Genomic DNA, 26,148 nt, shown 5'->3' on the forward strand with positions numbered 1-26,148 from the left:
CCTGCGCACTTTTTAGTGTGTGTTGCTGTAAATGTGCATAGCACATTTACAGCAACACACACTAAAAAGATGTTTGAGCACCATCGGTGCGAAAACTCATGCGCCAGGATGGCGAAGACCATGGAAATCAAACACTTTGTAATAAAAAGGAAACTGGTGCGCTATTGAAAGATGAAAAGAGTCTATTAGCCACTCAGGCCACCTTCTGAGTATAAACAACCAGACGTTGTGAAAATTGATTTTCAGACGGAACCCAGACCCCCAGACAAGTAACGAGATTAAGATAAGAGCCATCCTGTTTACCGAATATCTGATGAAGAGGAGCTTGATCAGGAGCATAGCTAGCCACTTTGGTAACTTTAAAATGAACGGTCAACCCATGCTTATCACGCACATCTATTCGATCACCGGCATGTAGATCCTTAAGACGCCAGAACACAGCCGGTGCGCCGCCAGTACGATCCAGATGACCATCAATTACCGCACTACCAGCCTGGCCTGGAATAGGACCTTTCTTATACCATCCCACCGCATTCCATTGATTACGGGTTGGCACATCCATCAGACCATCAGGAGTGACCCCTACAGCCTCAATGGGAGCCTTCACACCAATGGCGGGTATAACGAGTTGCGCCCCAGATATTACATCCAGGGAATCAGGAGTAGCACTGGACACGACATGGCTCACCGCAGGGGAAGACCGATGTTGTGAGGAAAGAATGTGCCTCCACTCCCAAACGCCTACACCAATACTCAGCACGACAAACAGAACGACAACGATATACCAATAACGCTGTTTTATATGCATCGTATTCACACTCCTTTCCACCAGACTCTATGCCTTATTATGACTTGTATAGAGTCTCGTACAGACACAGAACAATTCGCCATCCCATCCGGAGAACCGGAAGAGACGACGAATGTTCAGAACACTGGTACGGTAGGGAATAAGAAGGAACAAAACATGAAACAGATCACTCATCGCCCCTTCCCTTATCCCTTACCTTCCCAGAAAGCATCAATAACGTCCAACTTTAATGGTCATTCACATCGCGAATGGCTGAGGCAAATGGATCACCACCGGTCAAAGGCAGACCAGGAACGCCACCAAAGCCACGTCCATGATGACAATTACAGTTGTTGTTGTTGTTGTTGTTGTTGTTGTTGTTGTTGTGATGGTTGTTGTTGTTGTTGTTGTTGTTGTTGTTGTTGTTGTTGTTATGATGCTGATTTTTCACATAGATGGTATACGACACTGTATTATTATCAGTGTAGCTATCATCTGGAACAGAAACTGTCGCAGTATCTGTCAGTGAAGGAACAGCATCATGGGTCAACTCACCCGAGATCGTCAGAGCCGGAAGAGTACCACCAGGCAACAATGGATCGGAACCATTGAACTGGGCATCGATAACAGCCGGACTACTTTGATCACTCACTGAGATGTGCCAGTGTTGACCATGAACCTGGATGTTACGCAGACCAATCGGGATGATATCCTCAACCGAGATGGTTGTGGGATCAACGACAGGACCAGCATACGAAGCATCAGTGACCGCCACGAAGAAGGTAACATTGTCACCTACGTGGTAATGATCCCCACGAATGCTGCTCTTGATGATCTGCAAGTCTGGTGCACACCCTTCATTGGGTAAGCCAGACATTCCATTGGTCGGAGGGCTATTGTATGTATTTCCAGTTGTGTCGCCATTAGATGTATCTCCAGTTGGGGAAGAGCCACTCTGGTCAGTATTACTATCACTTACAGGTGCTACTCCTGATGGTCCATTACTTGAGGTACCACTGGCCGTAGGTTTACAGACAACTGGACCTGTTCCTGACACTGGTGCTGAACCTCCAGGTCCTGACACTGGTGCTGAACCTCCAGGTCCTGACACTGGTGCTGAACCTCCAGGTCCTGACACTGGTGCTGAACCTCCAGGTCCTGACACTGGCGCTGAACCTCCAGGTCCTGACACTGGTGCTGAACCTCCAGGTCCTGACACTGGCGCTGAACCTCCAGGTCCTGATACTGGTGCTGAACCTCCAGGTCCTGACACTGGCGCTGAACCTCCAGGTCCTGACACTGGTGCTGAACCTCCAGGGACTGAGGGAGCCCCAGGAGCAGTGGAACTAGCCACCGAAACAGTATCATATGCTGAGTTGGGAGCGGCATCCGCAGAGCTGACAACAGATGTATCAGTATACGTAGGGCCTGCATCACTGGTCAGCACACCACTTATGATAATGGGCGGCAACGTTGTACCAGCAGCTACTGGATAAGAACCACTATACGAGGCGAGAATAGCAGTTGGGCTGGTTGTGCCAGACACAGTGATATTCCAGTTCGTACCCGTTGCAGTCACATTACTTAAGCCAAGAGGTGCCAGGTCAAACAGATTGATAGGATCATTTTCAGGCGCAGCACCGGGCAGGTTGCTAACAGTCAACGTATAACTGATTGGCTGTCCAACCATGTAGGCTGAGCCCCCCGGATGTGATCTGACAATGGACAATATAGGCTTCACTGGAGCACTACTCACTGGAACGCCACTCACCGGGGTGCTGCTTACCGGAGTACCAACACCACTCACCGGGGTGCTGCTTACCGGAGTACCAACACCACTCACCGGAGTGCTGCTCACTGGAGTACCAACACCACTCACCGGAGTGCTGCTCACTGGAGTACCAATGCTACTCACTGGAGTACCAATGCTGCTCACTGGAATGCTACTCACTGGAGTGTTGCTCACAATTGGCGTAGTGGTTGCCGTTCCCGTCGCAACTGCCGTTGGCGTTTCCAAACCAGTACCCGCCTGGAACGTGAAAACAGATGTATTATTTGACAAATTGCTATCGCCAGGGACTGCTACGCTAGCAGTATTTGTATAGGTAGAACCCGCTGACGCAGCGACAGTGCCGCTGATCAAGAGCACAGGTAATGTCGTACCAGAGGCAATAGGATAAGAGCCAATATATGACGCGGTGATCAATGATGGGCTCGTGGCAGAAGATGAATTAACATTCCAGGTGCTACCACCGTTGGTAGACACATTAATCAGTCCCAATGGGAGCAGATCTGTAATGTTGATCGGAGTCCCGCTTATAATCGGATCAGATGATCCACTTAAAGACACAGTTACGGTATAGGTGACGGTCTGACCAGCGGAGTAAGTTGAAGCAGGAGCGGTATTGCTAATCGCAACGTCCATGCCTCCAGCAGTTGCCGTAGCCAATGCTGTTGGTGAAGCTGCAGCCACAGTTGGCACAACCACAGTTGGCACAATCACAGTTGGCGCAACTGCTACTGTCGGCGTTAGCGGGAGGCTTCCACCCACAATCAACTGTGTACTTGCTGTATTATCAGCTGGATTAGCATCACCAGCATCGATAACTGTAACGGCGGCAGTCTGGAGATTGGATAATGCAACCGTTGGAGTTGCAGTTACTACAATACTCGGCAAAGTTATCCCCGAAACAATTGGTAAAACACCAGTGTAGGTAGCAGTCGTAACCAGACCGCTAGTAGCAAATGTCCATCCACCAGCGGGGCTGGATGTTGCTAAAATGGAGGTTAATCCATTTGGTAATGTAATCACCGCACTTGGAGGGGTAAGCAATGGTAAAGCGGTTGCGGCATTAGCAATTGTAGCTGTAAAGGTTGCAGGCACACCAACGGTCAGAGTTGATGGGCTTACAAGCAAGCTCGCACTCAAGTCAGGGCCAATTGCCAACTTTTTCTTCATAAAGTGAGGCTTAGCTATCCCAACATGGGATCGCACAACCTGATGAATGATGCCTCTGCCATGGGAGTAACCAGCGGCATTGGCGCTAGCGAAAAAGCCAGCAAACACAGAAAGCTGACTACCTAAGAGTAGCAAGCAAAGAAGGAATGCTCGAATGAACGAGCCTGGGTGTGCCAGAAAACTTCTAACACGTTTAGTTTGATGCATCACTAAGAACCCTTCTTCCACTATACTGATTACCAAAGAAAGTAGTATCTAGCATGAATTGATATGTATCCAATACACTGCAAACTATACCTATGAAGCAGCTACTAATCATGCCAGGTTCAAATCAAGTATACAGAAAGCCACCAAAAAAAGTGCAATCATATATAGAAATAATAGAATCATGTATACGTGATTCTATTATTTCTATATATGATTGCTGTATGGGGAAACTTGACAAGTGAAAGAGTCGGTGGTATATTTCCCACGTCAAGAAAAATGAGAATGATTATCATTATTAGTACGACCTAAGACAAAGAGGATGTGTAGGACCATGCATGATAGATTGAATAAAAATTCTATGGCAGTGCTGAAGATGGTACGTGCCTCGCACAGTCATCCAACAGCATCTGAGGTATATGAGGCAGTACGACAAGAACGACCTCAGATTGGGTTGGCGAGCATCTATCGTATCCTGCACAATCTGGTTGAGCAGAACTACATAAAGGAACTCAGACATGGGGACGATACGTGTCGCTATGACGCACATACTGCTCGTCATGATCATGCGATTTGCACACAGTGTGGAGCGTTACTAGATATTCCCATCGATGTAGCACTGCCTCAGGATCTGCTTGAAGCAGCCGCACAGGCCACAGGTATTGAGTTTAGCTCGCATGAGCTACGACTCTATGGGCGCTGCCCTACCTGTCAGGGGCAAGCAGTTCAGCACAAAACTGTAGAATAATAACTTCTGTTATAGAAAAATAACCATCAAGCCACAGCAGAGCAACGAATGTTCATACAGAAAAAGATGCTCGCACGATTATAGAAACCCAACGCATGAGCATTAAGGAGACCACGAGATGGCACAAGAGACAAACGAGTCCAAACGACCCGAGATCATGATCGAACAGGCAGAGAAGGTAACAGTACGTGAAGAGGTAAACGCGATTTTTAGCGCATTACGCAATAATGATGATACCTCACATGACTTTCTCCTACGTGTGGTACAGCCAGGTCTGGCAGGCTTAATGGATGGCTCAGTATCGACGCTTGCCCCCATTTTCGCGACGGCCTTTGCCACACATAATCCTTTCACAGCCTTCCTGGTAGGTATGGCCTCTGCCACAGGCGCAGGTATCAGTATGGCATTCTCCGAAGGTCTCTCGGATGATGGAACACTGACCGGGCGAGGGAGTCCACTGGTACGTGGCACGATTACTGGTCTGATGACATTTATTGGTGGTTCGCTGCATACATTGCCATTTCTGGTCAAAGATATTCATATCGCCCTGCTACTCGCCTACGTCGTGGTTGCGGTAGAACTGGTTCTTATTGCCGCTATTCGTCATCGCTATTTCCGCACCCAATGGCTGAAATCAATGATCCAGGTTGTGGGTAGTGGTATCCTTGTCTTCGCGGCAGCTCTGATTTTTGGGAATGCTTAAGCACCACAACACTTGATAAAATCCTTTTGAGCGTCATTGGTGCGAAAGTTCATGTGAGAATACCGCAGAAGAGAGGGGAGTCTGGCGCATTCTGAGTCAAGGTTGACGCCAATGAGGCATGTACAACGTGTAGCAATGGAAGAGGAATATCATAACAGGCCTCGTGACTATGTAAGGAGCGACACATGGCACAATCGAATTCAGGACCAGCGCTATCCTTTACCATTTCTTCGCTGATCGGCGCTGCGGCAGGTGGCTTCGCAACTATTCCAATGACCATTTTTATGTTAAGCGCCCATAAGTTCTTGCCCAACTGGCAAAAAGATGCCCTACCACCCGAAAAGATCACCGGTGAGATGACACAAAGAGCAGATATTACATTACCCAAAACCCAATTATTGGGTGCCAGCCTGGTATCCCATCTGGGCTATGGTGCAAGCATGGGCTCCCTTTATATGACCTTTGCCAGCCAATGGAAAATATCCCCGCTGCTCAAAGGAAGTCTCTTTGGACTGGCTATCTGGGGTGGCAGCTACCTGGGCTGGCTACCAGCCGCTAAATTTGAAGCCGCAGGAACAAATGAGCCATCACAACGCAATCTCCTTATGATCATAGCTCATCTCATCTGGGGAAGCGTTACCGCAACGGTCGCCGATAGGCTCATCCATCAACCTGTCACAAATAGCTAGAGAATTGCCCATCTTCTTACCCGCATAAAACAGGGAGTTTTAAGTTGAGCATGGACTCGCCTCTATGCTCAACAAAACAAAGAGTTCGCATTGTATCTCCTGCTTAGAAGATACAATGCCCATTTATGTATTCCATAAAGTGGGTGGACAAGGGCCGCACGACCAGAATCGCATCCGAAACGTATACTATACGTAGCACCAGGCTGATACTCCTCATCGTTAAGCAGGCAATACAAGTATATTGATCTGATTAACTGATTGACCTTAGAATGTAAATAAAATACAATAAGAAATAGATGAGATGAGACAGCAACAGGATTATCTTTTCGATATCCTGTGGTTTAATATAAGGAGGACTGATGCGCATTCGTAAAGCAGTATTACCAGTAGCTGGTTTAGGAACACGTGTTTTACCAGCCACAAAAGTTGTACCGAAAGAACTTTTGCCAATAGTAGATAAACCAACCCTGCAATATGTGGTAGAAGAAGCTGTTGAAGCAGGTATTGAAGAGATTATTTTTGTCACCAGCCATAGTAAGCATGCTATCGAAGATCATTTCGACGCTTTTCCTGAATTAGAGCAAACACTTGAGCGTAAAGGAAAAAAGAAAGAACTCGACACGGTCCGTCAGATGCAAAATCTGGCTAGCTATACATCGGTGCGTCAGGCTGAACCCCTCGGCCTGGGACATGCCATCCTGTGCGCCAAACGTGCGATAGGCGACGAACCATTTGTCGTTATGCTAGGAGATGAGATTTATACCCCTGAAGAACCATTGCTGGCCCGACTGATTGACATTCACAATCAGCGTCAGAAATCAGTCATCTCACTCTTCTCCACACCTCGTGAACTCATCCCATCCTATGGCATCGCTTCGGTCAAAGAGTTAGAACCCTATATTTATCAAGTTCAAGATCTGGTCGAAAAACCCTCCATTGAAGAAGCCCCATCGGATCTGGCGGTCGCAGGGCGCTATGTCGTCACACCAGACATCTTTGAGATTCTTGAGCGCACAAAGCCCGGTCGCGGCGGCGAAATCCAGTTCACAGACGCGCTACTTGAGCAGGCAAAAGCCGGAAATTGCTACGGCTTCCACTATACAGGCAAGCGTTATGATATGGGGACGCCGCTGGGATTACTTACAACCTCAATAGCATGGGCGCTACGCAATCCAGCTATTGCACCAGGGTTGCGTGAATATATGAAAGACGCCTTACAAGAAGGTTAGAGGCACTGGCTGGCAGGCGCTTGCGCGCCTGCGCCCTTTTTAGTATGTGATGGAGAAAAAGTTCTTCGAACTTTTTCTCCATCACATACTAAAAAGATATTTGAGCACCGTAGGTGTGAAAACTCATGCGCAAAGACCGTGGAGGTCACGGGAGGCTAACACGTATTAGAAAAAGTTCAAGGTCGAGCGAACCAGCATCTCGACAGCAATGGGCAATGCGTCCTCATCCACATTAAAACGGGGATGGTGATGGGGATAGCGCGCATCTTTAGCGGGATTATTGGCACCAACAATAAAATAGCAGCCCGGCACCGTATTCAAGAAATACGACATATCATCTCCACCGGTCGTAACAATGTCCTCATTTGTATCCACCTTCTTCTGACCAACCGTAGCAAGAGCCGCCTGATAAGCCAGTTCAGTTATAGCTGGATCGTTGATGCATGGTGGACAGCTATCATAGGCTTCCACCGTACACGATCCCCCCATCGCAGCAGCAATCCCTTGCGCCAACTCGCCAATACGGCGTACCAGGCGTTCCTGTTCCGCAACCGAGAAATAGCGCAACGTGCCATTCATCTCAACTTCGCCAGGAACAATATTCCCGGCAGTACCAGCATGGATGGTACCAATCGTAAGCACAGCGGGATGGAAAGGAGAAGTTTCACGGCTAATCAACATTTGCAGAGCTGTAATAATCTGGGCGGAGATCACAATTGGATCAATCGTTGTCTCGGGCATACCACCGTGACCGCCCTTGCCATAGACCGTCAGACGCAACTTATCAGCTCCAGCAAACACAGCGCCCGCGCGCACCCCGACACGTCCCACGGGATAGCCACTGATCAGATGTAATCCAATGACCGCATCCACATCCTGCATGATGCCGGCCTCAACCATCGGCCGCGCTCCCGCCACAATCTCTTCTGCGGGCTGAAAGATAAACTTCACATTGCCCTTTAAGTCTGCGCGTCGACGACTCAAGATATCCGCAACCGTCAGCGCAATCGATGTATGTCCATCGTGTCCACAGGCATGCATCTTCCCGGGCAACTGTGAACGATACTCAATCTCATTCAATTCATGAATCGGCAAAGCATCCATATCGGCGCGAATAGCCAGCGTCTTCGCATCTGGACCTGCCGCCGCACCACGTAACAGACCCACCACACCAGTCTGAGCGATACCAGTTTGGACCTCAAATCCCAGCGACCGCAGACGTTGTGCCACGATACCAGAGGTGCGCACCTCTTCAAAGGCTGTTTCTGGATGTTCATGCAAATCGCGGCGCAACGCCACCAGATCCGGCACACGCTCATCGATCTCAGCTTTCAAGCTATCGGGAGGAGATACTTGCATAGAAACCTTCTTTCCTGCGGAGAGAGCATCGGGAGATCTCCATATCTTCTGTGATCTTGCTGCTCACTGGTAGGCGCGTACCGCAGGAGTAAAAAAGATCAAGGAAGTCTGATACTCTGTTAAATAGTTCATGATGCTAATTATCGTAACATATACGAAAGCAAACTGGTAGAGGAGAGAAAAGGGTGAAAAGGAAGGATGAAGCAGGCTGGTTTCCATAAGAGGAAACGGAGTCACGCCCGACTACCGTGGAGGTAACACGTGCATACACCGTCTCCTCCCTCAGGAGAAATGCAGTTCTCAGCTATACATCGATAAACATATATCTAAGAATCAACGTGGGTGGAACGTCTTCCCATCATTGACAAAGAGGAAATCCTGGCTACCGACATGGACAATCAAATTGATTTTACCTTGCTGGTTGACAGTATTGCCTGTCACGGGAATAAGGTCCTGTCCTGAGCCACTGAGAGGAGGGCCATTGAAGATTCGAGGTTTTGATGTATCGCCACCCGGGAATTCAATAACTTCGATTTGTCCGTGCAGATTGATAAAGACAAAGTGGGTTGGATGCGCGGTACTATCGTTATGACCAACCACGGCATCGATCTGAGCGGTGCGCGGATACCCATACGTGATATCTTGCTGGAAGCCCTGCCACCATGAAACCAGAAAAGTCAGACCAACCATCACTACGACGGCGACAATCATGCCAATAATCAAGGCTGGATTAAAGCGCTTAGAACGACGAGAGTCATTTTGAATTGGATAATCATTGCGTCGCATATCTACCGTTTTGGACGGTCGAACTGCGCGAGAAGCAGCACTGCCCGTATGTCGAGTTGGATAGACACTTGAAGTTTTAATACTTGAAGTTTTTGTCGTATTACCACTTGACCGACGTCTTTGTATTGAGGATACGTACTGTTGCTGAAGCAGCAGTGGATCATCTATCGTCTCGTATGGCTTATAGCGGCGAGCGCTACTAGGCATGCGAGTTTCGTAGAGATCATCGCGATCCTCGACATCGTAATAGGCGGGCTGTCGGCGGGTATAAGTTGTTCCCATTACGATTCCTCCTTCTAGTAGATTTTTTAGAACCTATGTTCTTATTGAGTAATATAACAGAATAGATAGGCTTGTCAAGTGTTTGGGATTTAGCCACTCTAAACTAGTACTAACTGGTAGAGTAGATATATGTAGTAGATATCACATATGACCCGGATGAGGACTACCCTGCCTGCATTCAAGCAGGTGTTAATAATAGCGCAAATGAATAAAAGGTGCAAATAAACAACCAATAAGTCCGATCTCTATAGTACATGATGGAAGCACTGGAGGCTATCTAGCATTGATGAGCTTTAAAAATGGAGTGGTAGAATAGGGAAGACAAGAAAAAAAAGGAGAGATGTTCCCAATGGATCCACTATCTTTATTATCCTCGCAAAGCCGTTTTCCCTACTAGAAGAGAAAGAAGGAACATCTCTATTTAGAGTGTAACACAGTATAGAATCGAACAAAAGCAATGCAGCCAAAGGTATTAGCCGCAACGATCGGTGTGCATGGGCGCTACGCGCACACCGATCAGAGCTTGACCATCCCAACAATGGTCAATTACCTGTATCGGACATCCTCAGGCAGAGATAAAGGACACGCCAGGTCCGACATGGAAATCCACATTCGTCACCAGCGAATAATTCGGTCCCCAATTCAGATTGCTGGCAATCACATGTCCATTGCCCAGCACACGCTCAACCACAGCCACATGGCCCAGAAATGAGGCTCCCTGAACATTGGGCTGCAGAGTAACAATCGATCCGATCGAAGGTTGACTTGAGATATTCCAGTGAAAATCCTGTGCACGTGCATTCCACTGCCAGGCATCCGCATTTGTACTCCACGGCACATAGAAGCCATGTAACTCAAAGTAGCGCTGACTCGCCCACCAGGTGCACTGCCCATACGGATAGGGATTGATCGCGCCATGGATCCCACTGAGCGATACATTCTTGGCCGGTGCCTGTGTGATCCCTTGCTGCGGAACACAGACATGCTCGCCCACGAAAATCATATTGGGATTAGACAGATGATTATACGAACTCAACGTCTGCCAGGTCGTGCCATGGCTGGCCGCAATCACACCCAGGGTATCCCCACTACGCACCACATAGGTCAAAGAGCCGGATGCGCATGGTGCCTGGGCCAGAGCACCAAATAAGGTTGGAGCGAAGGCAGTTCCCAACCAGACGAGGCCCAATACGGTCATCACGATGATATGGCCTGCGACAATACTGGCGACGCGATGTTGATGAAAGTAATTCCATAGACGTTGACGCTTCTTCATAGCTAACAAGTGAGCTTCTCCTCTGCTACGCAAAACATACAGGAAATCGAACCTGTCACTTATAATGAATGGATGTCAATGTGTATATTAGCGCATCTACCGCCAATCATCATGAAATGTCCTGGAACATAGGAGAAAAGGGAGGGAGGAGGTTAAGACAAATACAGTGCTTTTTATACAATTTTAATATGGTCTGCGTCAGGAGCAAACAATAGGACAACAAAAAAGGCCAGATTTTTTATCTGGCCTGTTCTCTCTAAATAAGACTAGTTATGTGTGATAAAAGCAACGCCTGCGCCAGTAGCAAATACTGAATGAGAAACGATGCCAAGGCCACCGTTCCAGTTCATCTGGCTTACATTTACTTTACCGCCGGCCAACACCTGCTCAACAACAGCAACGTGACCGACACCAAAGGCACCCTGTGAGCCCGGGCTCAACTGCATGATCGCGCCTACTCGTGGTGTGCTAGAAACATTCCAATGAAAATCATGGGCGCGAGCGGTCCACTGATATGCATTCGAATTAGTCGTCCAGGGAACATAAACACCATGCAACTGGTGATAACGCTCATTGGCCCACCATGTGCACTGACCATATGGGAAGTAGTTACCTGCGCCTAAAATAGCGTTTGACACTTTCATGGCAACTGGGACAGCAGGGATAACTGGAGTCTGGACGGTGCTGGTAGCCTTCACAGGGCTCTGATTACTTGTGGCAGGGGCTGCGAAACCAGCTTTAGCAGGAATACAAATTGTCTGATCAACAAAAATAAGATCAGCACTCGAAAGATGGTTGTAAGAAGTCAAATTTTGTACAGTGGTCTGATGATCCTTAGCGATATTTCCCAGGGTATCGCCCAAGCGAACGGAATAGGAAGTATCGCTGCTCGCACAAGAGGCTGAGGCGAAAGCTCCACTCACATTCAGAGACAAACCATTGCCAAGAACCATTAAGGCAAGAGCAGCGAGTATGACAACCTGTCCTGCGACAATGCTAACGACTCGATGTCGGCTCAAGAGCTGCAAGATGCTGTGACTTTTCGGCATAGAAAATGATTCTCCTTTTTTTACGGACAATCAGTGCTACCATCGAGAATTCCGGTGCACTGAGTGGATGTATTTATATTAGCGCATCCATCGATGAAACACCATGAAATGCAAGGAACAATAGGAAAAAAGGACTAATCAAAAAGGAACAGCCTGACACACCAGGGAGGAAACACCTAAAAAACTAGCTACAAAGGAATAGACAAGAAGATCGAGTCAATACAACAAAGCATATTTCTATAGAAAAAAGGTTATGAAGCGACACCCCTGACGAAAAGAAAAAAAAGCCAGACAAAAGTCCCCAAATTTTAGGAAAGAAAAAGAAAAAGACTGTCAAAAGGGGTTGACGAAAACGCCGGATCATGTTATATTAGTGCCACGCCAAGATAGCTCAGTTGGTAGAGCATAGCACTGAAAATGCTAGTGTCGTCGGTTCGATTCCGTCTCTTGGCACTTTCGCATTTTTGGGAACCGCGTCAACCCGCTTCGAGCGCAGGCTGACGCGGTTTTCTTTTGCCTCGAAAAAGGGCATTTGATACCAAAACACAATTTTCTTATCCTTTAATCGTCTTCGGCCTCTTCATCTTCAAAAGAGCCGTGCTTGTTTTTCCCTCCTTCCTCCTTGTTCCTGGCTTTCTGTTCGGCTATACTTCTTTCCATCGTCGAGAAGCAAGAAAGGATATGCCTGATGTTCACAAGAAGCTCAGAGGTCCGACAAGAGGGATCCTCAACAGGCATGCGACCAGAGGTACAGGAAAATCAAAGCGCCAGTTCTTCAACAGGAAATTCTGACGAGTCGCGCCTATTGGGAGCATTGTACCAAGCGCCGGAAGGGCTGGGAAGGGCTGAGAACAATAGCAATGCACAGATAGAGGGGATGACACAGTTCAACGAACAGAGGTATAAGGATGGGGGGAATAAGCCGAGAGAGATACCAAAACTGACAGATATAGTGCTCAAGCAACTGGGAACATCAAACCTGTCTGAAATGCTACTATTCCCTCAATCGGACAAGGAGAAACTTTTTCAGCAAATTTTTTCTGGTACACCTACAGGTCTCACATGGCTTGAGAGTGAGAGGGGCCAAGAGTTCCTGTATAAGGACGGACTCGCGTTTATCCAGAAAGAACCTGGCGCCGCATGGTTTCGCGAATACGGAGCTGCCTGGCTTGAGAGTGAGAGAGGCCAAGAGTTCCTGTATAAGGATGGACTTGCGTTTATCCAGAAAGAACCTGGTGTCGCCTGGTTTCACGAATACGGAGCTGCCTGGCTTGAGAGTGAGAGGGGCCGCGCTTTCCTGGAAAAGGATGGGCTAACTTTTATCGAGACAAAATCTGGGGTTGCGTGGTTTCGCGAACACGGAACCACCTGGCTTGATAGTAATGAAGGAGCAGCCTGGTTTGAGAGTGATAGGGGTCAAGCTTTCCTATATTGGAACGGACTCGCGATGTTCAAGACGGAATCTTGGGCCGCGTGGTTTCGCGAACACGGAGCTACCTGGCTTAAGAGTAATATGGGCCAAGATTTCCTAAAAAAGGATGGACTCGCGTTTTTCGAGACAGAACCTGGGGCCTCCTGGTTTCGCGAACACGGAGCTGCCTGGCTTGAGCGTGAGAGGGGCCGATTATTCCGATACATTGGGAATGATAGTGACCTGGGTTTCCTAGAAAAGAATGGACTCGCGTTTACCAAGACAGAACCTGGGGCCTCCTGGTTTCGCGAACACGGAGCTGCCTGGCTTGATAGTGATTGGGGCCGATTATTCCTATATAGGGATGGACCAGCGTTTATCAAAACTGAACCTGGGGCCTCCTGGTTTCACGAACACGGAGCTGCCTGGCTTGCGAGTGATTGGGGCCGCACTTTCCTAAAAAAGGATGGACCAGCGTTTATCAAGACTGAACCTGGGGCCTCCTGGTTTCGCGAACACGGAGCTGCCTGGATTAAGAGCGAGACCAACATATGGAAACGTACTCAATTATATGCATATTATAACTCTCTTCGCCTAACGCGTTCGAGAAACTCATAGGTCGGACGACCACTACTTTCCAGAAGTGGGACCGAGAGGGTAAGCTTACTGCTCGTAGAAGTACAGCGACCAAGATGATATTGGTAACACTTCAGGATTTTTTCGGGGCGGAGCGTAGGCGTTCGGACATCCATTGGTTGCGGCGTTGTTGCTGTTGCGGATCAACGTCTTGTGTGTATTGATTTACAATGTCAGCGAGTGTCTGGGTTTTGAGTGCTTCGCGCCAGGCTTTTTCGGCACGCGCCATGGCGACATGGATACCACAGGGCAGGCGATATGCCTGTGCCGATGCTTCACAGGCCAGGGGGCCACGTTGACGGATTTCGGTACAACGAAAGAGCGGTTCACGACCATCTATCGCTTCGACGATCTCTAATAGCGTGATCTCTTCTGGCAGGCGCAGCAGGCGATAGCCTCCCCTGGGTCCGGGTACCGATTCGATGATGCGGGCATTTGTCAGCGCTTGCAGATGTTTGGAGAGGTAGGTTTCGGAAAGCCCGTGATATTCGGCCAGCGTTTTGGTGGGTAAGGTGGCTCCAGACGGCAATCCCGCCAGTACACTGACACAATGTAATCCCCATTCAACCCCTTCGCTCAGTTTCATAATGGTGTGTTTCTCCTCGTCCAGTTCGCAAGATGCGACTCACGTTTGACAATAGTTATCTTGAATAAGTTCTGCGCTAAACGTTGTATATATTGGATATATTTTATCCTTGATATTTTTTATCCTTGATATTTTTTATCCATGATTATATAATCTGGTTAAAAGTTGTCCAGGATAGTATAGCTGCTTGCTTTTATGAATGCAAGCAACGAGACAGGAGGAATATGGTTATGGATACGCGTTTGAATTATGTTAAAGCTGCTCCAGGAGGCTATCGGGCCATGAGTCAGCTTGAGCGCTATGTTAAAAATTGTGGTCTGGAGGCATCCTTGATTGAGCTCGTTAAGATGCGTGCATCTCAAATCAATGGATGTGCTTTTTGTCTTGATATGCATTCAAAGGATGCACGCGCGGCTGGCGAGAGCGAGCAGCGCATTTATCTCCTTTCCGCCTGGCGAGAAACACCGTTCTATACCGAACGGGAACGGGCCGCCCTGGAATGGACTGAAGCACTGACCCTGATCGCCGAGGAACATGTTCCTGATGAGATTTATGAACGCGTCAAGCCTTATTTTACTGAGGAAGAATTGGTGAATCTTTCGCTGGCAGTTGTTACGATCAACGCGTGGAATCGGCTTGCAATCAGTTTCCGCAGCGAGGTAGGTAGCTATCAACCCGGGACAGTTGCCGCGCACTAAGCAGATCTGACCGCTCCATGTTGATGATCCAATCATTAGATGCGACATGCCGATATTGCTCATTCTTTGGTGCTGCCAGCGGTGATAGGGCATGCGCTGGCGCAGTAAATAGCCGGCGCATGGCAGTGAAACCGTTCGCTTACTCGTATGCGTATACTGATGGTGATAGGATTCTTTTACTGCCAGGGATGACACCGCTACAAGCACACTGTGTACAGAGAGTATACAGTGTAAAGAAAAGGTGACAAGCATGAATATCAATCCCGATCAGATTACACAGTTGTTGAACAAGCTTCCTTATCCCATCAGCAAATCACAGCTCGTGGATATGGCAAAGCAACATGGCGCGAATGCAGAAATGACTGGCATGCTGGATAAGCTTCCTGACAAAACCTACAATTCGTCACAGGATATCATGAGCAGCTTTAGTAGCATCGGTGGAGGCGGTTTCAAGTTATAAGGAGATATTATGGCTGCACGCTTTACAGAAAAGGATTTACGTTCCGTTTTATGAAGGGCGAGCAAGCCTGTAATTTTGCTTGATGACGGAAGGGGCCTGGCCTGTCAGACTGAATATGACACGTTGACAGAGCTATCGTTTTTGAGATAGCTGCCGATAGTAAGAGATGTAGCCCGACAACATTAACATCTTCTACGTTAAGGCTACCAACCTTCCGTCGCAGGAGGAGCGAGAAACCCCTCTCGCTCCTCCTTTTTTTGTCCATTTCCTCTACAGGCAGTATAAGAAAAGAAAAGAAAAGAAATGAAATGAAATGAAGTTTTTCTGTGTACTAGCTGCGTTTTTCATAGTCATCTGGTGACCAGAGCAGGGGACGACGAGCCAGAAGTTGGGCCAGTTCGTCGGCAGCGGTTGAGGGTTGCTGTTCAGTCTGTAACCATGCGGGTCCAATGATTTTAGAGTCAAGCATAAAGGGAAGTAAGACGGCAGGCAAGTGTGCAGGGCTACTGTCATCCTGCCAATGAGCGGTTCCATGCGGCAATCTACTGGGCGGTGCGACCGCATAGCTTCCTTCACCGTAAGTGACAATGCCCGGGCCGAGTTTATTACGGGTGGAGTGTAACGAGAGTGCCCGGTTATATATGAAGTAGAGTTGCCAGCGGCCATCAGGAATGCGTGTCCAGGCCGTTTCAGGGATGGCATAGAGTTGTTTGAATTGTGTGAGCGATCCACCTCGCAAGGAATCAATTTCAATCACCAGCAGGCCATCACCAGTGACAATGCCTATATTTGCATCTTCGTCTTGCCGCCACCAGGTCTGGAGAGTAGCAAGATCGCTGGTGGCCCGCTGTATATCCATAGCGCCCAGTGGATGTTGGCCCGCCTTCGCGCAGGCAATCTGCGCGCAGGTACAGGCAAGGATACCGCTGGCATTGGTGATCAGGCCATGGAGAGGAAGGACACGCCATCCCTGCCGGGCATAGTCATAGGCAGCATCCTGTAAACGGCATACGGAGGGATAAGTAGTTTGGATTGCACGCGTGATTTGTCGCATAGAAGCTCTCCATCTCAAGGCACTGAGAGAAGACACTACGAAGTCCACCCCTAAGAGTGAGCAGTAGAGGCAAGAGCCAATACTTGCATCTAGTATAAACTCACCCACCAAAATCCAGCGTGTGGAAGGATGCTCCGTCTCTGTCTTTCTATCCCATCTGTGGTGCCAGGAGTTCAAAGACAACGATCTCTGGTCGACAATTCAGCCGCAATTGAGGCGGTACCATTCCCAATCCTCTATTGGTATAATGCTGTAAGGATTGAATATGATACATGCCAGCAGGATATTCACGCGCTAACTCTGGCGTATAGACTGAACCATAGAGGGGCAGGCGAATCTGCCCACCATGCGAATGACCGGACAGTTGCAGGTCAAAACGCCGATGAGCAGCCGTCACAGCAGCAAAATCAGGCTCATGTACCATGAAAATGGCCGCTCCTTGCTCTGGAATATGCTTTAGTAAACGGGTCAGCCGATATTCTTCATCCCAGGCTGACTGTACATGATCACCATCAGCCCAGAGGTCATCCATACCCACGATATGCAGCACTGCGTGCGAGCTACCTCGCTCAAGCGTATGGATAGCATCAGGCAACTCCTGTACCTGATTGGCATGGAGCAGGGCACGGACCTTTTGTGGACCGGCCCAGTGATCATGGTTTCCCAGTACAGCCAGCACCCCATCAGGAGCCTGTAACAGGCGCAATGGACTCAATGCCCGCACTGAACTGGGTAGGAAGGATGTCACAAAATCCCCGGTAATCAACACCAGATCCGGCCTCAACGCATTGATATGATGTACCACATCGGTCAAGCGCTCAACCGTCATAAATGTCTCATCTGTATGTAGATCGGAGATATGCACGATACGGTAACGGTGAAAAGCGGGATCTAAACGCGGAAGTTGGATTGGAATAGTATGGATATCTAACCAGGCTGGTTCAAGATCATACGCATAGAAGGCAGTTCCACCTCCACCCACAACAATACCCGCAGCAGCATACAGAGAACTACGTACAAACATTCTTCGTCGCATCCAAACCTCCACCAACGATACTACCATCAACACATTCATTGAATGCAATACAACACTAACATAAAAATTCTTCGAAGCATGCAATAGACTTGCATAAACAAGTCCATATATATATTGTATTTCAGCAACGAAATATGCAAGCTTATGATAAAAAGAATAAAGATGTGATTTTAAGAAATATAATACATAAAGAAATAAACGTACAAAAACAGTATAAATTCATGAAAGGTGTATAATTAAGCAGGTAAAACTATCATTGAAAGGAGGAAGATGCATAAGAGGTTAAAGACAAAGACCATCAGTACAAAAGATGTCCTGATAAGGAGTTTTTATGGCGAATAGCAGAAGACACAAAGAGGGCAGTGATTCTCTCATAAAGTACCAATGGAGGATTTATGAAAGTGCTTCTTGCGCACCAGCCAATGCCACAATTTCATCTATTTGTTTTAAGAGGCTCTGCGCATTGGTAAAGCCATAGTTCACAGTATATGTCTTGCCACTTGCATCCAGCAATACGGTAGTTGGCACAGTTGATACATGATAGCGCTGCATCAACTCGGGCGAAGTAGGAGCATCAATAGTAGTGATCGTAACCACATCGCCTCTGGCCTCAATGACACGACGCAATACCGGGGCCTGTAACACACGGCACTGACGATTGTCTTCATCATTAAAAGCGAGAATACTGACTTTTGGCGCCACCGGAGCATTTACTATATCTTCACGTGTAGATGCGTTGATGCTTTTTGCCGATACTAACCCATGCGCTGGATTCGGGGCATGTTGTCGTCGGTATTCGCTGACAAAACGACGGCCCGCACGGATGAAGATAAAAACAAATACCGCGATAAGCACTACAATAGCCAGCTGTAATACCAATTCAGACATAACAATCACACTCCCCGCCAGGAGATTCTACCTATAGCAGGCAGAAAGACGGCGAAACGTTTACTACTACTAATGGTAGTAACACAGGCTCAGGATGGTTTATTCCACTCACTAACATAAACGAATATGTACACCTATAGCAACGTATCAAGCTTTTTCTCACGTGGTATTCCCACTTTATATCACAAACTATTCATTTTATGTACAGCAACGACTTCACAATCGTTTCATTTACCTTATCAGTGAGCAAGAATAAGCATCGTCAGGATTGTGAAAATAATTGTGTGCGTTTCTCGCGTAAAAATTGCGCGATCTGTTCTGGATTATCTTTATGCAAAGCTGACGTTTTCAGGTCGCTCAACACGGTGCTCCACTGTTCTCTGGCTGGCAGATAGCGACTATCCCTGCCCACCAGGTCCTCAAAAATGCGGCGTTCTAACTCATGCCACATCGAGCGATCGCGGCCATCGATATCCCCATCATCGGGCGCATAATCCTGATCGTTTGTGTTATTGTCGATACGCACATGCAACGGCGCGAAATGTTGTCGCACCAATTCCTCCATAGATGAGACATCCAATGAGCCAGCATCAAAAGCGAGGGTACCAAGCAGGTGAATCTGCACCACTGGCTGCTGATCTTGATAGCGTGGCCCCTCGCGTTGACAGTAATCTTCCAGGCGCCGGTGTAAAGCGGCGGGTTCCATCAAATTATCTACTCGCACATCATGGCGGACAAATGGGCGGCGGCGACTCGCCAGGCGTACAGCATGATGAATACGCTCTTTACGTTCAGGATCAATGATCCGTTCAGGCTCATCGGTATCGATCTCGACATAATAATAGCCGCGATCCTCCCATTGTGCCTCTTCCGCGCCGCAGGTCTCCGTCGAGCCAGCATTATAAATCCAACCATCAAACTCATATGGCTTATGGACATGACCCAGAGCCAGATAATCAAGCTGCTCACGTAACGGTTGAAACTGGGCCATAGTCGGCAAGCCCTGGACGCGCGGCACAATCCCATCGATGCCAGTATGCATCATGAGCAAGCGATACTCGATGCCCTGCTCATTTTCAACAGTACGGACATCCTTCAGGGCCTGAGCCATGCCATCCAACGTCCGCGAAGTCGCCGCCCCCTGCCAGGGCAAACCATAGACGCGCAAACGACCATCAAGCAGGTCAACATAACTGCCCAACATCGACTGAGGTTCCCAGGGAGTCAATTGAGGAATCCCATTCTGCATTACCGGTGCCAGCAACTTGATATAGCCCTGATAACATAAGAACTGTAACCAGGAAACTCCATCCCGATAGTAGCTACGATCGTGATTGCCCTCAATCGCGATCACCGGAATATTCTTTTCATGCAGCCTCTTTAATCCTTCAATCGCATGGATCAGTGTCAGCGCATCCAGGGCCCGTTTATTAAACAGATCACCCGCAATCACCACAAAATCCACATGATGCTCCAGAGCGGCATCAACAACATCCCAGAAAGCGCGGCTAAAATCGTTGAAACGCTCACGTACACCATACTGCTCATATCCCAGATGGGTATCTGCGACATGGATAAAAGAAGCGTGCATATCTATCCTTTGTTTCTACTGGAGGCAAGGTCTCTCTCGCGCCATGACATACGAGACAGAGCATAGCTATCGCCTCCGTTTTTGTTAGTAACAACGTATTCACAGGCCAGAAGGTTGCTGTGTCAACCCTATTTTCCAGGCCTATATAAATGAGATAGAGCCGCAAAAGTTGTTACGCTGGCCCCGTCATCCAGGCGCGTACAGCCACAACAGCAATCAGCAGGGCTGCACAACTATAAATGAGCAAATCCATACGTTTATTTTTGCCGTTGGTAGTAAAACTAATCCAGACCAATGGAATGCCCAGTGCGACGATGCCTCCATAGACATAGTGGAGGTAGTAGAGATGGGTACCACCACCTGGCTTGAGGCCGGCCGCCACCATAATGATACCGAACAGCCCCTGGAGCAGGCCGAAGGCCAATGACACCAGCAATGAAATATGCCATGGCCGGCTGGCTGGCAATTTTTTAAAATAGAGAACGAGGCCCCAGATACCCGCAACGAGCGAGCTCAGCAACACCAGATAAAGATTATAGCTGTGCAACAATAGAATGACGTCGATCACGGTCATGCCCTTTCAGGTCAGTCAAATAGGCAACGCGCCTACCAGATACATTCTTTCGCAGGGTGGAAAATCAGGAATTTCCCTGGTCCTTACTATAACGTGTATCTGAATGAATGACAAGGCAAAACAGCGCCAGACAGGGCTTCACACAGATTATACTATTCCATATAGGTTTGAATAATTTGTATGACATCATCCATAACGAATGGTTTGGGCAGGATCTTATCTATCTCCAACGTTTTAGCCTGCGCCAAATGATCAAGAGCAGACATCATCACCACCACATGCCGCTGCCGCAACGCATGATCCGCACTTAATTGTCGATAGAACTCATAACCATCCATCACGGGCATCATTATATCCAGGAAGACAAGATAGCCGCTACGCAAGCCAGCCTGACGAATTTTTGTCAGAGCCTCCTGTCCATTACGGGCCACCTCAACTGTATATCCTTCGAGATCGAGGATATCTATCATCATATCACGAATCGTGGCTTCATCATCCACAACCAGAATCTTTTTGAGGGGTGGATGATGAATACTATCTTTTGCGTGCATACTTCAGTATTCCCTATTCTATCGTATCAACAGGTGCTAGCACTTGTGGCAAATAAAAGCTAAAGGTTGAGCCCTCATTCGCAATACTCTGCTCAAGCCAGATCTTCCCACCCATCGCCTCAACATAACGGCGACAAATATAGAGACCCAGGCCAGAGCCTCGCACTGGAGTCGTCAACGAACGAGTAGCGCGTACGAATTTCTCAAAAATCTTCAGTTGATCATCCGGCAAAATACCTTCCCCCTGATCTTTTACACGGATTAACACAACAGGAATGTCGCCGGTATCTATTAATAACGTAGGATCGGCCTGGTCTTCAGTCATCAATGGCTCAACAGCGGAAAGTGGTACCACCGTCGCGCTTACCTCAACACTCGTACCAGGAGGTGAATATTTAGTAGCATTCTCAAGTAAATTCGTGAGTACCTGGCGCGTGCGAGGTGCATCGCCGAGCAGCCAGACATCAGGAGTAACATTCACATTGATAGCATGTTCAGAATTGTGGGTAAGCATATTGATCGCAATTTCGGTCGCCGCCAGCACCTGAACAGGCTCTATATGAAGATCCATAATCCGATCAATCGGACCAATATGGGCGGCCTCAGTAATATTAGCGACCAGATCGCTCAACTGCTGGGCCGCCACTGAGATTTTGGTGGCAAAGCGCAGTACTGTCGCAGGTGTGGCACGGGCACTCTGACGCTTCAACTGGCTGGAATAACCGATAATCGGAGTGAGGGGAGTACGCAATTCATGTGAAGCCGTGACCAGGAACTCATCCTTCAACTTATTCATGCGCTCCAGGGCCGCATAGGCATCCTCGCGTTGCTCGAAAAGATGAGCATTACGAATAGCACTGGCCCCCTGAGCACAAATAGCCAGTACCGTCACCACATCTTTCGGTCGGAAATAGCGATTCCCTTTAGGGGTTGGCACTGCCAAAAATCCAATAAACTCGGTTTGATAGGTCATCGGAACCATCAGAATATGCTCGAATCCCATTTCGCGCAGGAAGATCATGCCGCCTTCATTGCTCTTCGAAGCTAATTTATCTATTTTTGACGAATCGAGATAGAAGAAACCTTCATCGACCATATGCTCTAAAAAGGTATCCTTAAAAGGCAGGGAGATCAGATTGACAAATTTATCCGGTTCGCCTTTGCGTGGAGGAGGGGCAGGTTCAGGGAGACCGCTGCCATCATCCATCATATTGACGCTGGGACGGCCAAAGAGGGCATGTGCAACCAGTTCTTCGCGTGAGGGAGTGGGCTCAAAAAAGGCGCACAGATCAACTTTGGTGATATTGGCCACCGCCTCCACCAGATTATTGAGCAGTTCAGTCACATTGAGAGTGGAATTAATTGCCTGCAGGGCGCTATTGATCGCGGCCAGTTGTGCCTCGCGTTGACGCGCTTCATGCAGGATAGCCCGATCTCGCTCATACAGCTTGGTATTCTCAATGCTGACCGTCACAATCTGAGCCATAGCTTCGAGCACCTGGATCTCCTCGTGCTGATACGCATCGGGCCGCTGGCTACTCAGGCAGATCGTGCCAATCACGCGATTAAACATTTTCATTGGCAGCAACAAAAACGACTCGGCCTGCCGCTGATCGCCCCAGACGCCAGTCAACAATTCCTGATAGGCCAGGGACTTCTCCAGCTCCTGAGCCGGAGAAAAGAGCAAGGTTCGCTTTTCCTGTTGTGTCACCTGCCACCAGACCGGCCGTTCTGTCTTCAAGCGTACTGTCGGTTGCTCTCCCAGGCCTTCAATACGTACGCCATTTATGATCGCAAAAATATCATACAGTCGATCCAGATCGCGATCATAGATTGTCAATAACATACCAGAAACATCCACGACACGCGACGAAAACTGATAAATATTCTCAACCAGATCAGAAAGTTTGACAGAAGTTGGAAAGGCCGAACTGATATCCTGTAGGAGTTGGAGATATTCACTGGTACGGCGCTGCCTGCGCTGCAACAGATCATTCTGAATATAGAGAGCGATACGCTCGGTATATTGAAGCGCATCATTTTTCCAGGACTCTATACGTGACCGGGAGGGCGATCCATTGACATAATAAAGTACAATAACACCCAACACAGCAGCGGAACGTTTATGGCCGCGCATCTCATCGACCAGCGTCGATTCCCGTACAGGCACCATCAGATAATGCTCGGGCACCATATCAAGGTGGAGAGGAGGCTGATTTGCCCGTAGGAGCGTCACATAATCCTCATGGCGCATCACATGGACTTCATTTTTACTCCAGAAATAGCCAATTAAATCCTGGCCCAGAGGATAGCTTGTTCCAACGGGAAACAAATCAGATTCTTGAGGAGACACATACTCAATATCATCCACGGAAGATGAGGATATTCGCTTATAACCGATGCCGGGAAGTGAGGCCATCATCTGCGTCTCTTGATCGCCCATCTCGAGTTGCGCCGTCACGCGTGGTGACAGGGCACGCTCAGTGACAACCGCTTTTTCTGCCGCAGCCCTGGCGCGCTTAAAGCGTATATGGACCTGAGTGCGCATCTGCCCGATGGTCTCATCATGTAAAGCGATACACGCACCCTGAGCACCAAAACGCTGCATCATTTGTTTTAACAACATGGTCAGTAAAGTTACAGGATAGGTATCATCAGCATAGGAATCCGATCCTCCCCAAGTAGAAGCAGACATCCACAACTCCTCTTCTAGCCAAGAGCACTTAGAAGCGCAGTGAAAAATTGCCTAGCCAGTAGTGGTCACTTGCTACACGAAATTTTCTACAGGGTAGCATATCACACACCTTAGCTATATTCAACAAGACAAGCAGAACGGCTGTATAGCTAGAAAGTTGATGCACAATATCAGCACGTATCAATGCATGCCGAAAAACAGATGGCCATTGCGCAGAGAAAAACATAGCGCGCATGGCACCCGTCAATGCGCCGTTGTGTTGAATTGATCACTTTATCACTATATCACTTCCTGATATAAGAAACAATATTATGGCACAATTTGATATAATTTCCAGACACTCCTGACAGGCAGGAAAAGCACCGAAAAACCCTGGAAGAGAACATTGCTCATTTGACAAGCCATCCATAGTGGGGCTATGATACCAGGTACAAAAAGAATAAAGCACTACGCCTGTCGGATGACGAAAATGCCTGCTACGAGCACAGTAGGTAGGCAACCACGCCTTGCACACTGGAGGAGCAAGTTATGTCAGAAATCACAGCGAACGGAACTGTGTTTCATACCCACACGCTCAGTAACGGTCTACAGATTGTTGGTCAACCGATGCCTGATTTTGAATCGGTGGCGGTATCTTATTATGTACGGACAGGCTCACGCGACGAGTACGATCCAGGTATTGCAGGCGTCTCGCACTTCCTGGAACACATGGTTTTTAAAGGTACGCAGTCGCTTGACTGGCAAGAAATCACCCTCTCCTTTAATAAAATTGGAGCTGAGCTCAATGCCTATACCTCTCAAGAAGCAACCGTTTTTTATGCCCGTGTTCTCAGCGAGTATTTAGATCGAGCTTTTGAGCTTCTCAGTGATATGATGTATCCACGTTTGGACGAGAGCGATTTTACAACGGAGAAAGAAGTCATTGTCAACGAGATCGCTCGCTCGGAAGATCAGCCATATAATCTGACCTACCGCAGGATGATGCAGGACTACTTCAAGGATCATCCTCTGGGGCACGATGTGCTGGGCACACGTGAGAGCATTCGCAATATGCGCATTGAGCAGATGCGTGATTATTGGAAACGCCGCTATGCCGCCAATAACTTGATCCTCGCCGTTGCGGGTAAATTCGATTGGGATCATATTGTTGATCTGGCTGAGAAACATTGCAACAACTGGCGCACTGGCGATAGTGGTCGCGATGTCATCCACTACGAACCCCCTCAATCCAGCCACAATATCATGATTGATAAAAACTTAAAGCAGCAAATCATGATTATCGCCATGCCGACCGTCGATATAAAAGATCCTGACTACTACGCAGCCAGCCTGGGTGGAAGCATCCTGGGCGATAGCGACGGCTCCCGCCTCTACTGGAACATCTATCAGCGCGGTCTGGCAGAATCCGCCAGCGCCGGTGTCTGGGCGATGGAAGGAACCGGCATCATGATGATGGAGGCCAATTCAACCCCGGAGAATGCACCACGTGTGCTCAAGCTGCTCAATGAAGAATTAGAGAGCTTGCTGAACGATGGTGTCTATGAGGATGAGTTGCAACGCGCCAAGGATAAATGGATCAGCAGTATCGTACTGAGTAGCGAATCGACCTTTTCAAGGATGCGTTCATTGGCGGCAGACTGGGTCACAGAGGGTCGCCTGATCAGCGTAGAAGAGGAGATTGAGCGCGTTGAAAAGATCACCACAGAGGATGTCATGCGCGCCCTGAAACGCTTCCCACTGCGTGAGAAACAGATTATCACGGCCCTGGGACCGCTAAGCGAGGCCGAGTTGTTCGCCTGACAGTACAGAGACATGGTGTAGAGCACTGATAAGATAGATACGGTCGCGATAGCACGCAAGTCAGGCTTGCGGCTATCGCGATCACCTTTATAATGAG

Annotated in this window: 22 protein-coding genes, 1 tRNA gene and 1 pseudogene; 10 read left to right on the plus strand and 14 right to left on the minus strand. The window is 48.3% G+C overall.

Annotated features, from left to right (window positions below; all coding sequences use genetic code 11):
* Positions 1-193 precede the first annotated feature (193 nt).
* Together F1593_RS21325 and F1593_RS28525 are read right to left on the minus strand one after the other, a co-directional pair.
* Positions 194-808, minus strand: a complete 615-nt coding sequence (locus F1593_RS21325; RefSeq protein WP_149403591.1) for a class F sortase — start codon at positions 806-808, stop codon at positions 194-196.
* A 226-nt stretch (positions 809-1,034) separates the two neighbouring features.
* Complete coding sequence (locus F1593_RS28525) at positions 1,035-3,734, minus strand: DUF11 domain-containing protein (RefSeq protein ID WP_172632327.1); 2,700 nt, start codon at positions 3,732-3,734, stop codon at positions 1,035-1,037.
* Positions 3,735-4,284: 550 nt separating this feature from the next.
* Between F1593_RS28525 and F1593_RS21355 the strand changes: the two genes are divergently transcribed.
* From F1593_RS21355 to galU, 4 genes are all read left to right on the plus strand, one after another.
* A complete protein-coding gene (locus tag F1593_RS21355; protein ID WP_149403596.1) occupies positions 4,285-4,698 on the plus strand; it encodes a Fur family transcriptional regulator in 414 nt (137 codons plus the stop codon).
* 118 nt (positions 4,699-4,816) lie between these two features.
* Positions 4,817-5,401 (plus strand): VIT1/CCC1 transporter family protein, encoded by a 585-nt coding sequence (locus F1593_RS21360; RefSeq protein WP_149403597.1) that lies wholly within the window; start codon positions 4,817-4,819, stop codon positions 5,399-5,401.
* A gap of 185 nt (positions 5,402-5,586) precedes the next feature.
* Positions 5,587-6,090 carry a DUF1440 domain-containing protein gene (locus F1593_RS21365; protein ID WP_149403598.1) on the plus strand — a complete coding sequence of 168 codons (504 nt, stop codon included), beginning with the start codon at positions 5,587-5,589 and terminating at the stop codon, positions 6,088-6,090.
* A 359-nt stretch (positions 6,091-6,449) separates the two neighbouring features.
* Positions 6,450-7,319: a UTP--glucose-1-phosphate uridylyltransferase GalU gene (gene galU / locus F1593_RS21370; RefSeq protein ID WP_149403599.1), complete on the plus strand. Its 870-nt coding sequence runs from the start codon at positions 6,450-6,452 to the stop codon at positions 7,317-7,319.
* A gap of 165 nt (positions 7,320-7,484) precedes the next feature.
* On the opposite strand, the gene F1593_RS21375 is transcribed toward galU, so the two are convergent.
* The 4 genes from F1593_RS21375 to F1593_RS21390 all read right to left on the minus strand — a co-directional run bounded on the left by F1593_RS21375 (position 7,485) and on the right by F1593_RS21390 (position 12,071).
* On the minus strand, positions 7,485-8,678 hold the full coding sequence (locus F1593_RS21375; protein ID WP_149403600.1) for a M20 metallopeptidase family protein: 1,194 nt from the start codon (positions 8,676-8,678) through the stop codon (positions 7,485-7,487).
* Between the two features lie 333 nt (positions 8,679-9,011).
* Positions 9,012-9,746 (minus strand): hypothetical protein, encoded by a 735-nt coding sequence (locus F1593_RS21380; protein WP_149403601.1) that lies wholly within the window; start codon positions 9,744-9,746, stop codon positions 9,012-9,014.
* 565 nt (positions 9,747-10,311) lie between these two features.
* A complete protein-coding gene (locus F1593_RS21385; protein ID WP_235932656.1) occupies positions 10,312-11,022 on the minus strand; it encodes a CHAP domain-containing protein in 711 nt (236 codons plus the stop codon).
* Positions 11,023-11,288: 266 nt separating this feature from the next.
* A complete protein-coding gene (locus F1593_RS21390; protein ID WP_149403603.1) occupies positions 11,289-12,071 on the minus strand; it encodes a CHAP domain-containing protein in 783 nt (260 codons plus the stop codon).
* A gap of 380 nt (positions 12,072-12,451) precedes the next feature.
* On the opposite strand from F1593_RS21390, the gene F1593_RS21395 reads away from it, so the two are divergent.
* From F1593_RS21395 to F1593_RS30155, 3 genes and pseudogenes are all read left to right on the plus strand, one after another.
* A tRNA-Phe gene (locus F1593_RS21395) sits at positions 12,452-12,524 on the plus strand.
* A gap of 235 nt (positions 12,525-12,759) precedes the next feature.
* Complete coding sequence (locus F1593_RS21400) at positions 12,760-14,100, plus strand: hypothetical protein (RefSeq protein ID WP_149403604.1); 1,341 nt, start codon at positions 12,760-12,762, stop codon at positions 14,098-14,100.
* A pseudogene (locus F1593_RS30155) lies at positions 14,097-14,162 on the plus strand (IS607 family transposase); the annotation flags it as partial. The gene F1593_RS21400 and the pseudogene F1593_RS30155, both read left to right, overlap by 4 nt.
* Before the next feature lie 29 nt (positions 14,163-14,191).
* Here F1593_RS30155 and F1593_RS21410 read toward each other — a convergent pair.
* On the minus strand, positions 14,192-14,704 hold the full coding sequence (locus tag F1593_RS21410; RefSeq protein WP_149403605.1) for an RrF2 family transcriptional regulator: 513 nt from the start codon (positions 14,702-14,704) through the stop codon (positions 14,192-14,194).
* A gap of 230 nt (positions 14,705-14,934) precedes the next feature.
* Here F1593_RS21410 and F1593_RS21415 point away from each other — a divergent pair, with 230 nt between their 5' ends.
* Both F1593_RS21415 and F1593_RS21420 read left to right on the plus strand, forming a co-directional pair.
* Entirely contained in the window at positions 14,935-15,402 is a 468-nt protein-coding gene (locus tag F1593_RS21415) for a carboxymuconolactone decarboxylase family protein (protein ID WP_149403606.1), read from the plus strand.
* A 250-nt stretch (positions 15,403-15,652) separates the two neighbouring features.
* Positions 15,653-15,862: a DUF2795 domain-containing protein gene (locus F1593_RS21420; RefSeq protein ID WP_149403607.1), complete on the plus strand. Its 210-nt coding sequence runs from the start codon at positions 15,653-15,655 to the stop codon at positions 15,860-15,862.
* A gap of 331 nt (positions 15,863-16,193) precedes the next feature.
* Here the strand turns inward: F1593_RS21420 and F1593_RS21425 are convergent, their stop codons facing one another.
* From F1593_RS21425 to F1593_RS21455, 7 genes are all read right to left on the minus strand, one after another.
* Positions 16,194-16,916: a bifunctional DNA primase/polymerase gene (locus F1593_RS21425; protein WP_149403608.1), complete on the minus strand. Its 723-nt coding sequence runs from the start codon at positions 16,914-16,916 to the stop codon at positions 16,194-16,196.
* A 148-nt stretch (positions 16,917-17,064) separates the two neighbouring features.
* Positions 17,065-17,952, minus strand: a complete 888-nt coding sequence (locus F1593_RS21430) for a metallophosphoesterase (RefSeq protein WP_172632328.1) — start codon at positions 17,950-17,952, stop codon at positions 17,065-17,067.
* A 393-nt stretch (positions 17,953-18,345) separates the two neighbouring features.
* Positions 18,346-18,840, minus strand: coding sequence for a conjugal transfer protein TraF (gene traF, locus F1593_RS21435; protein ID WP_149403610.1), 495 nt, complete (start codon positions 18,838-18,840; stop codon positions 18,346-18,348).
* A gap of 262 nt (positions 18,841-19,102) precedes the next feature.
* Positions 19,103-20,431, minus strand: a complete 1,329-nt coding sequence (locus F1593_RS21440) for a metallophosphoesterase family protein (protein ID WP_149403611.1) — start codon at positions 20,429-20,431, stop codon at positions 19,103-19,105.
* A gap of 172 nt (positions 20,432-20,603) precedes the next feature.
* Entirely contained in the window at positions 20,604-20,999 is a 396-nt protein-coding gene (locus F1593_RS21445; RefSeq protein WP_149403612.1) for a hypothetical protein, read from the minus strand.
* 158 nt (positions 21,000-21,157) lie between these two features.
* Positions 21,158-21,556 carry a response regulator gene (locus F1593_RS21450; protein ID WP_149403613.1) on the minus strand — a complete coding sequence of 133 codons (399 nt, stop codon included), beginning with the start codon at positions 21,554-21,556 and terminating at the stop codon, positions 21,158-21,160.
* A 13-nt stretch (positions 21,557-21,569) separates the two neighbouring features.
* Positions 21,570-24,251 carry a sensor histidine kinase gene (locus F1593_RS21455; protein WP_149403614.1) on the minus strand — a complete coding sequence of 894 codons (2,682 nt, stop codon included), beginning with the start codon at positions 24,249-24,251 and terminating at the stop codon, positions 21,570-21,572.
* 528 nt (positions 24,252-24,779) lie between these two features.
* Between F1593_RS21455 and F1593_RS21460 the strand changes: the two genes are divergently transcribed.
* Entirely contained in the window at positions 24,780-26,051 is a 1,272-nt protein-coding gene (locus F1593_RS21460) for a M16 family metallopeptidase (RefSeq protein WP_149403615.1), read from the plus strand.
* Positions 26,052-26,148 lie beyond the last annotated feature (97 nt).

Source organism: Dictyobacter arantiisoli (assembly GCF_008326305.1).
GTDB classification, from domain to species: Bacteria; Chloroflexota; Ktedonobacteria; order Ktedonobacterales; family Ktedonobacteraceae; genus Dictyobacter; species Dictyobacter arantiisoli.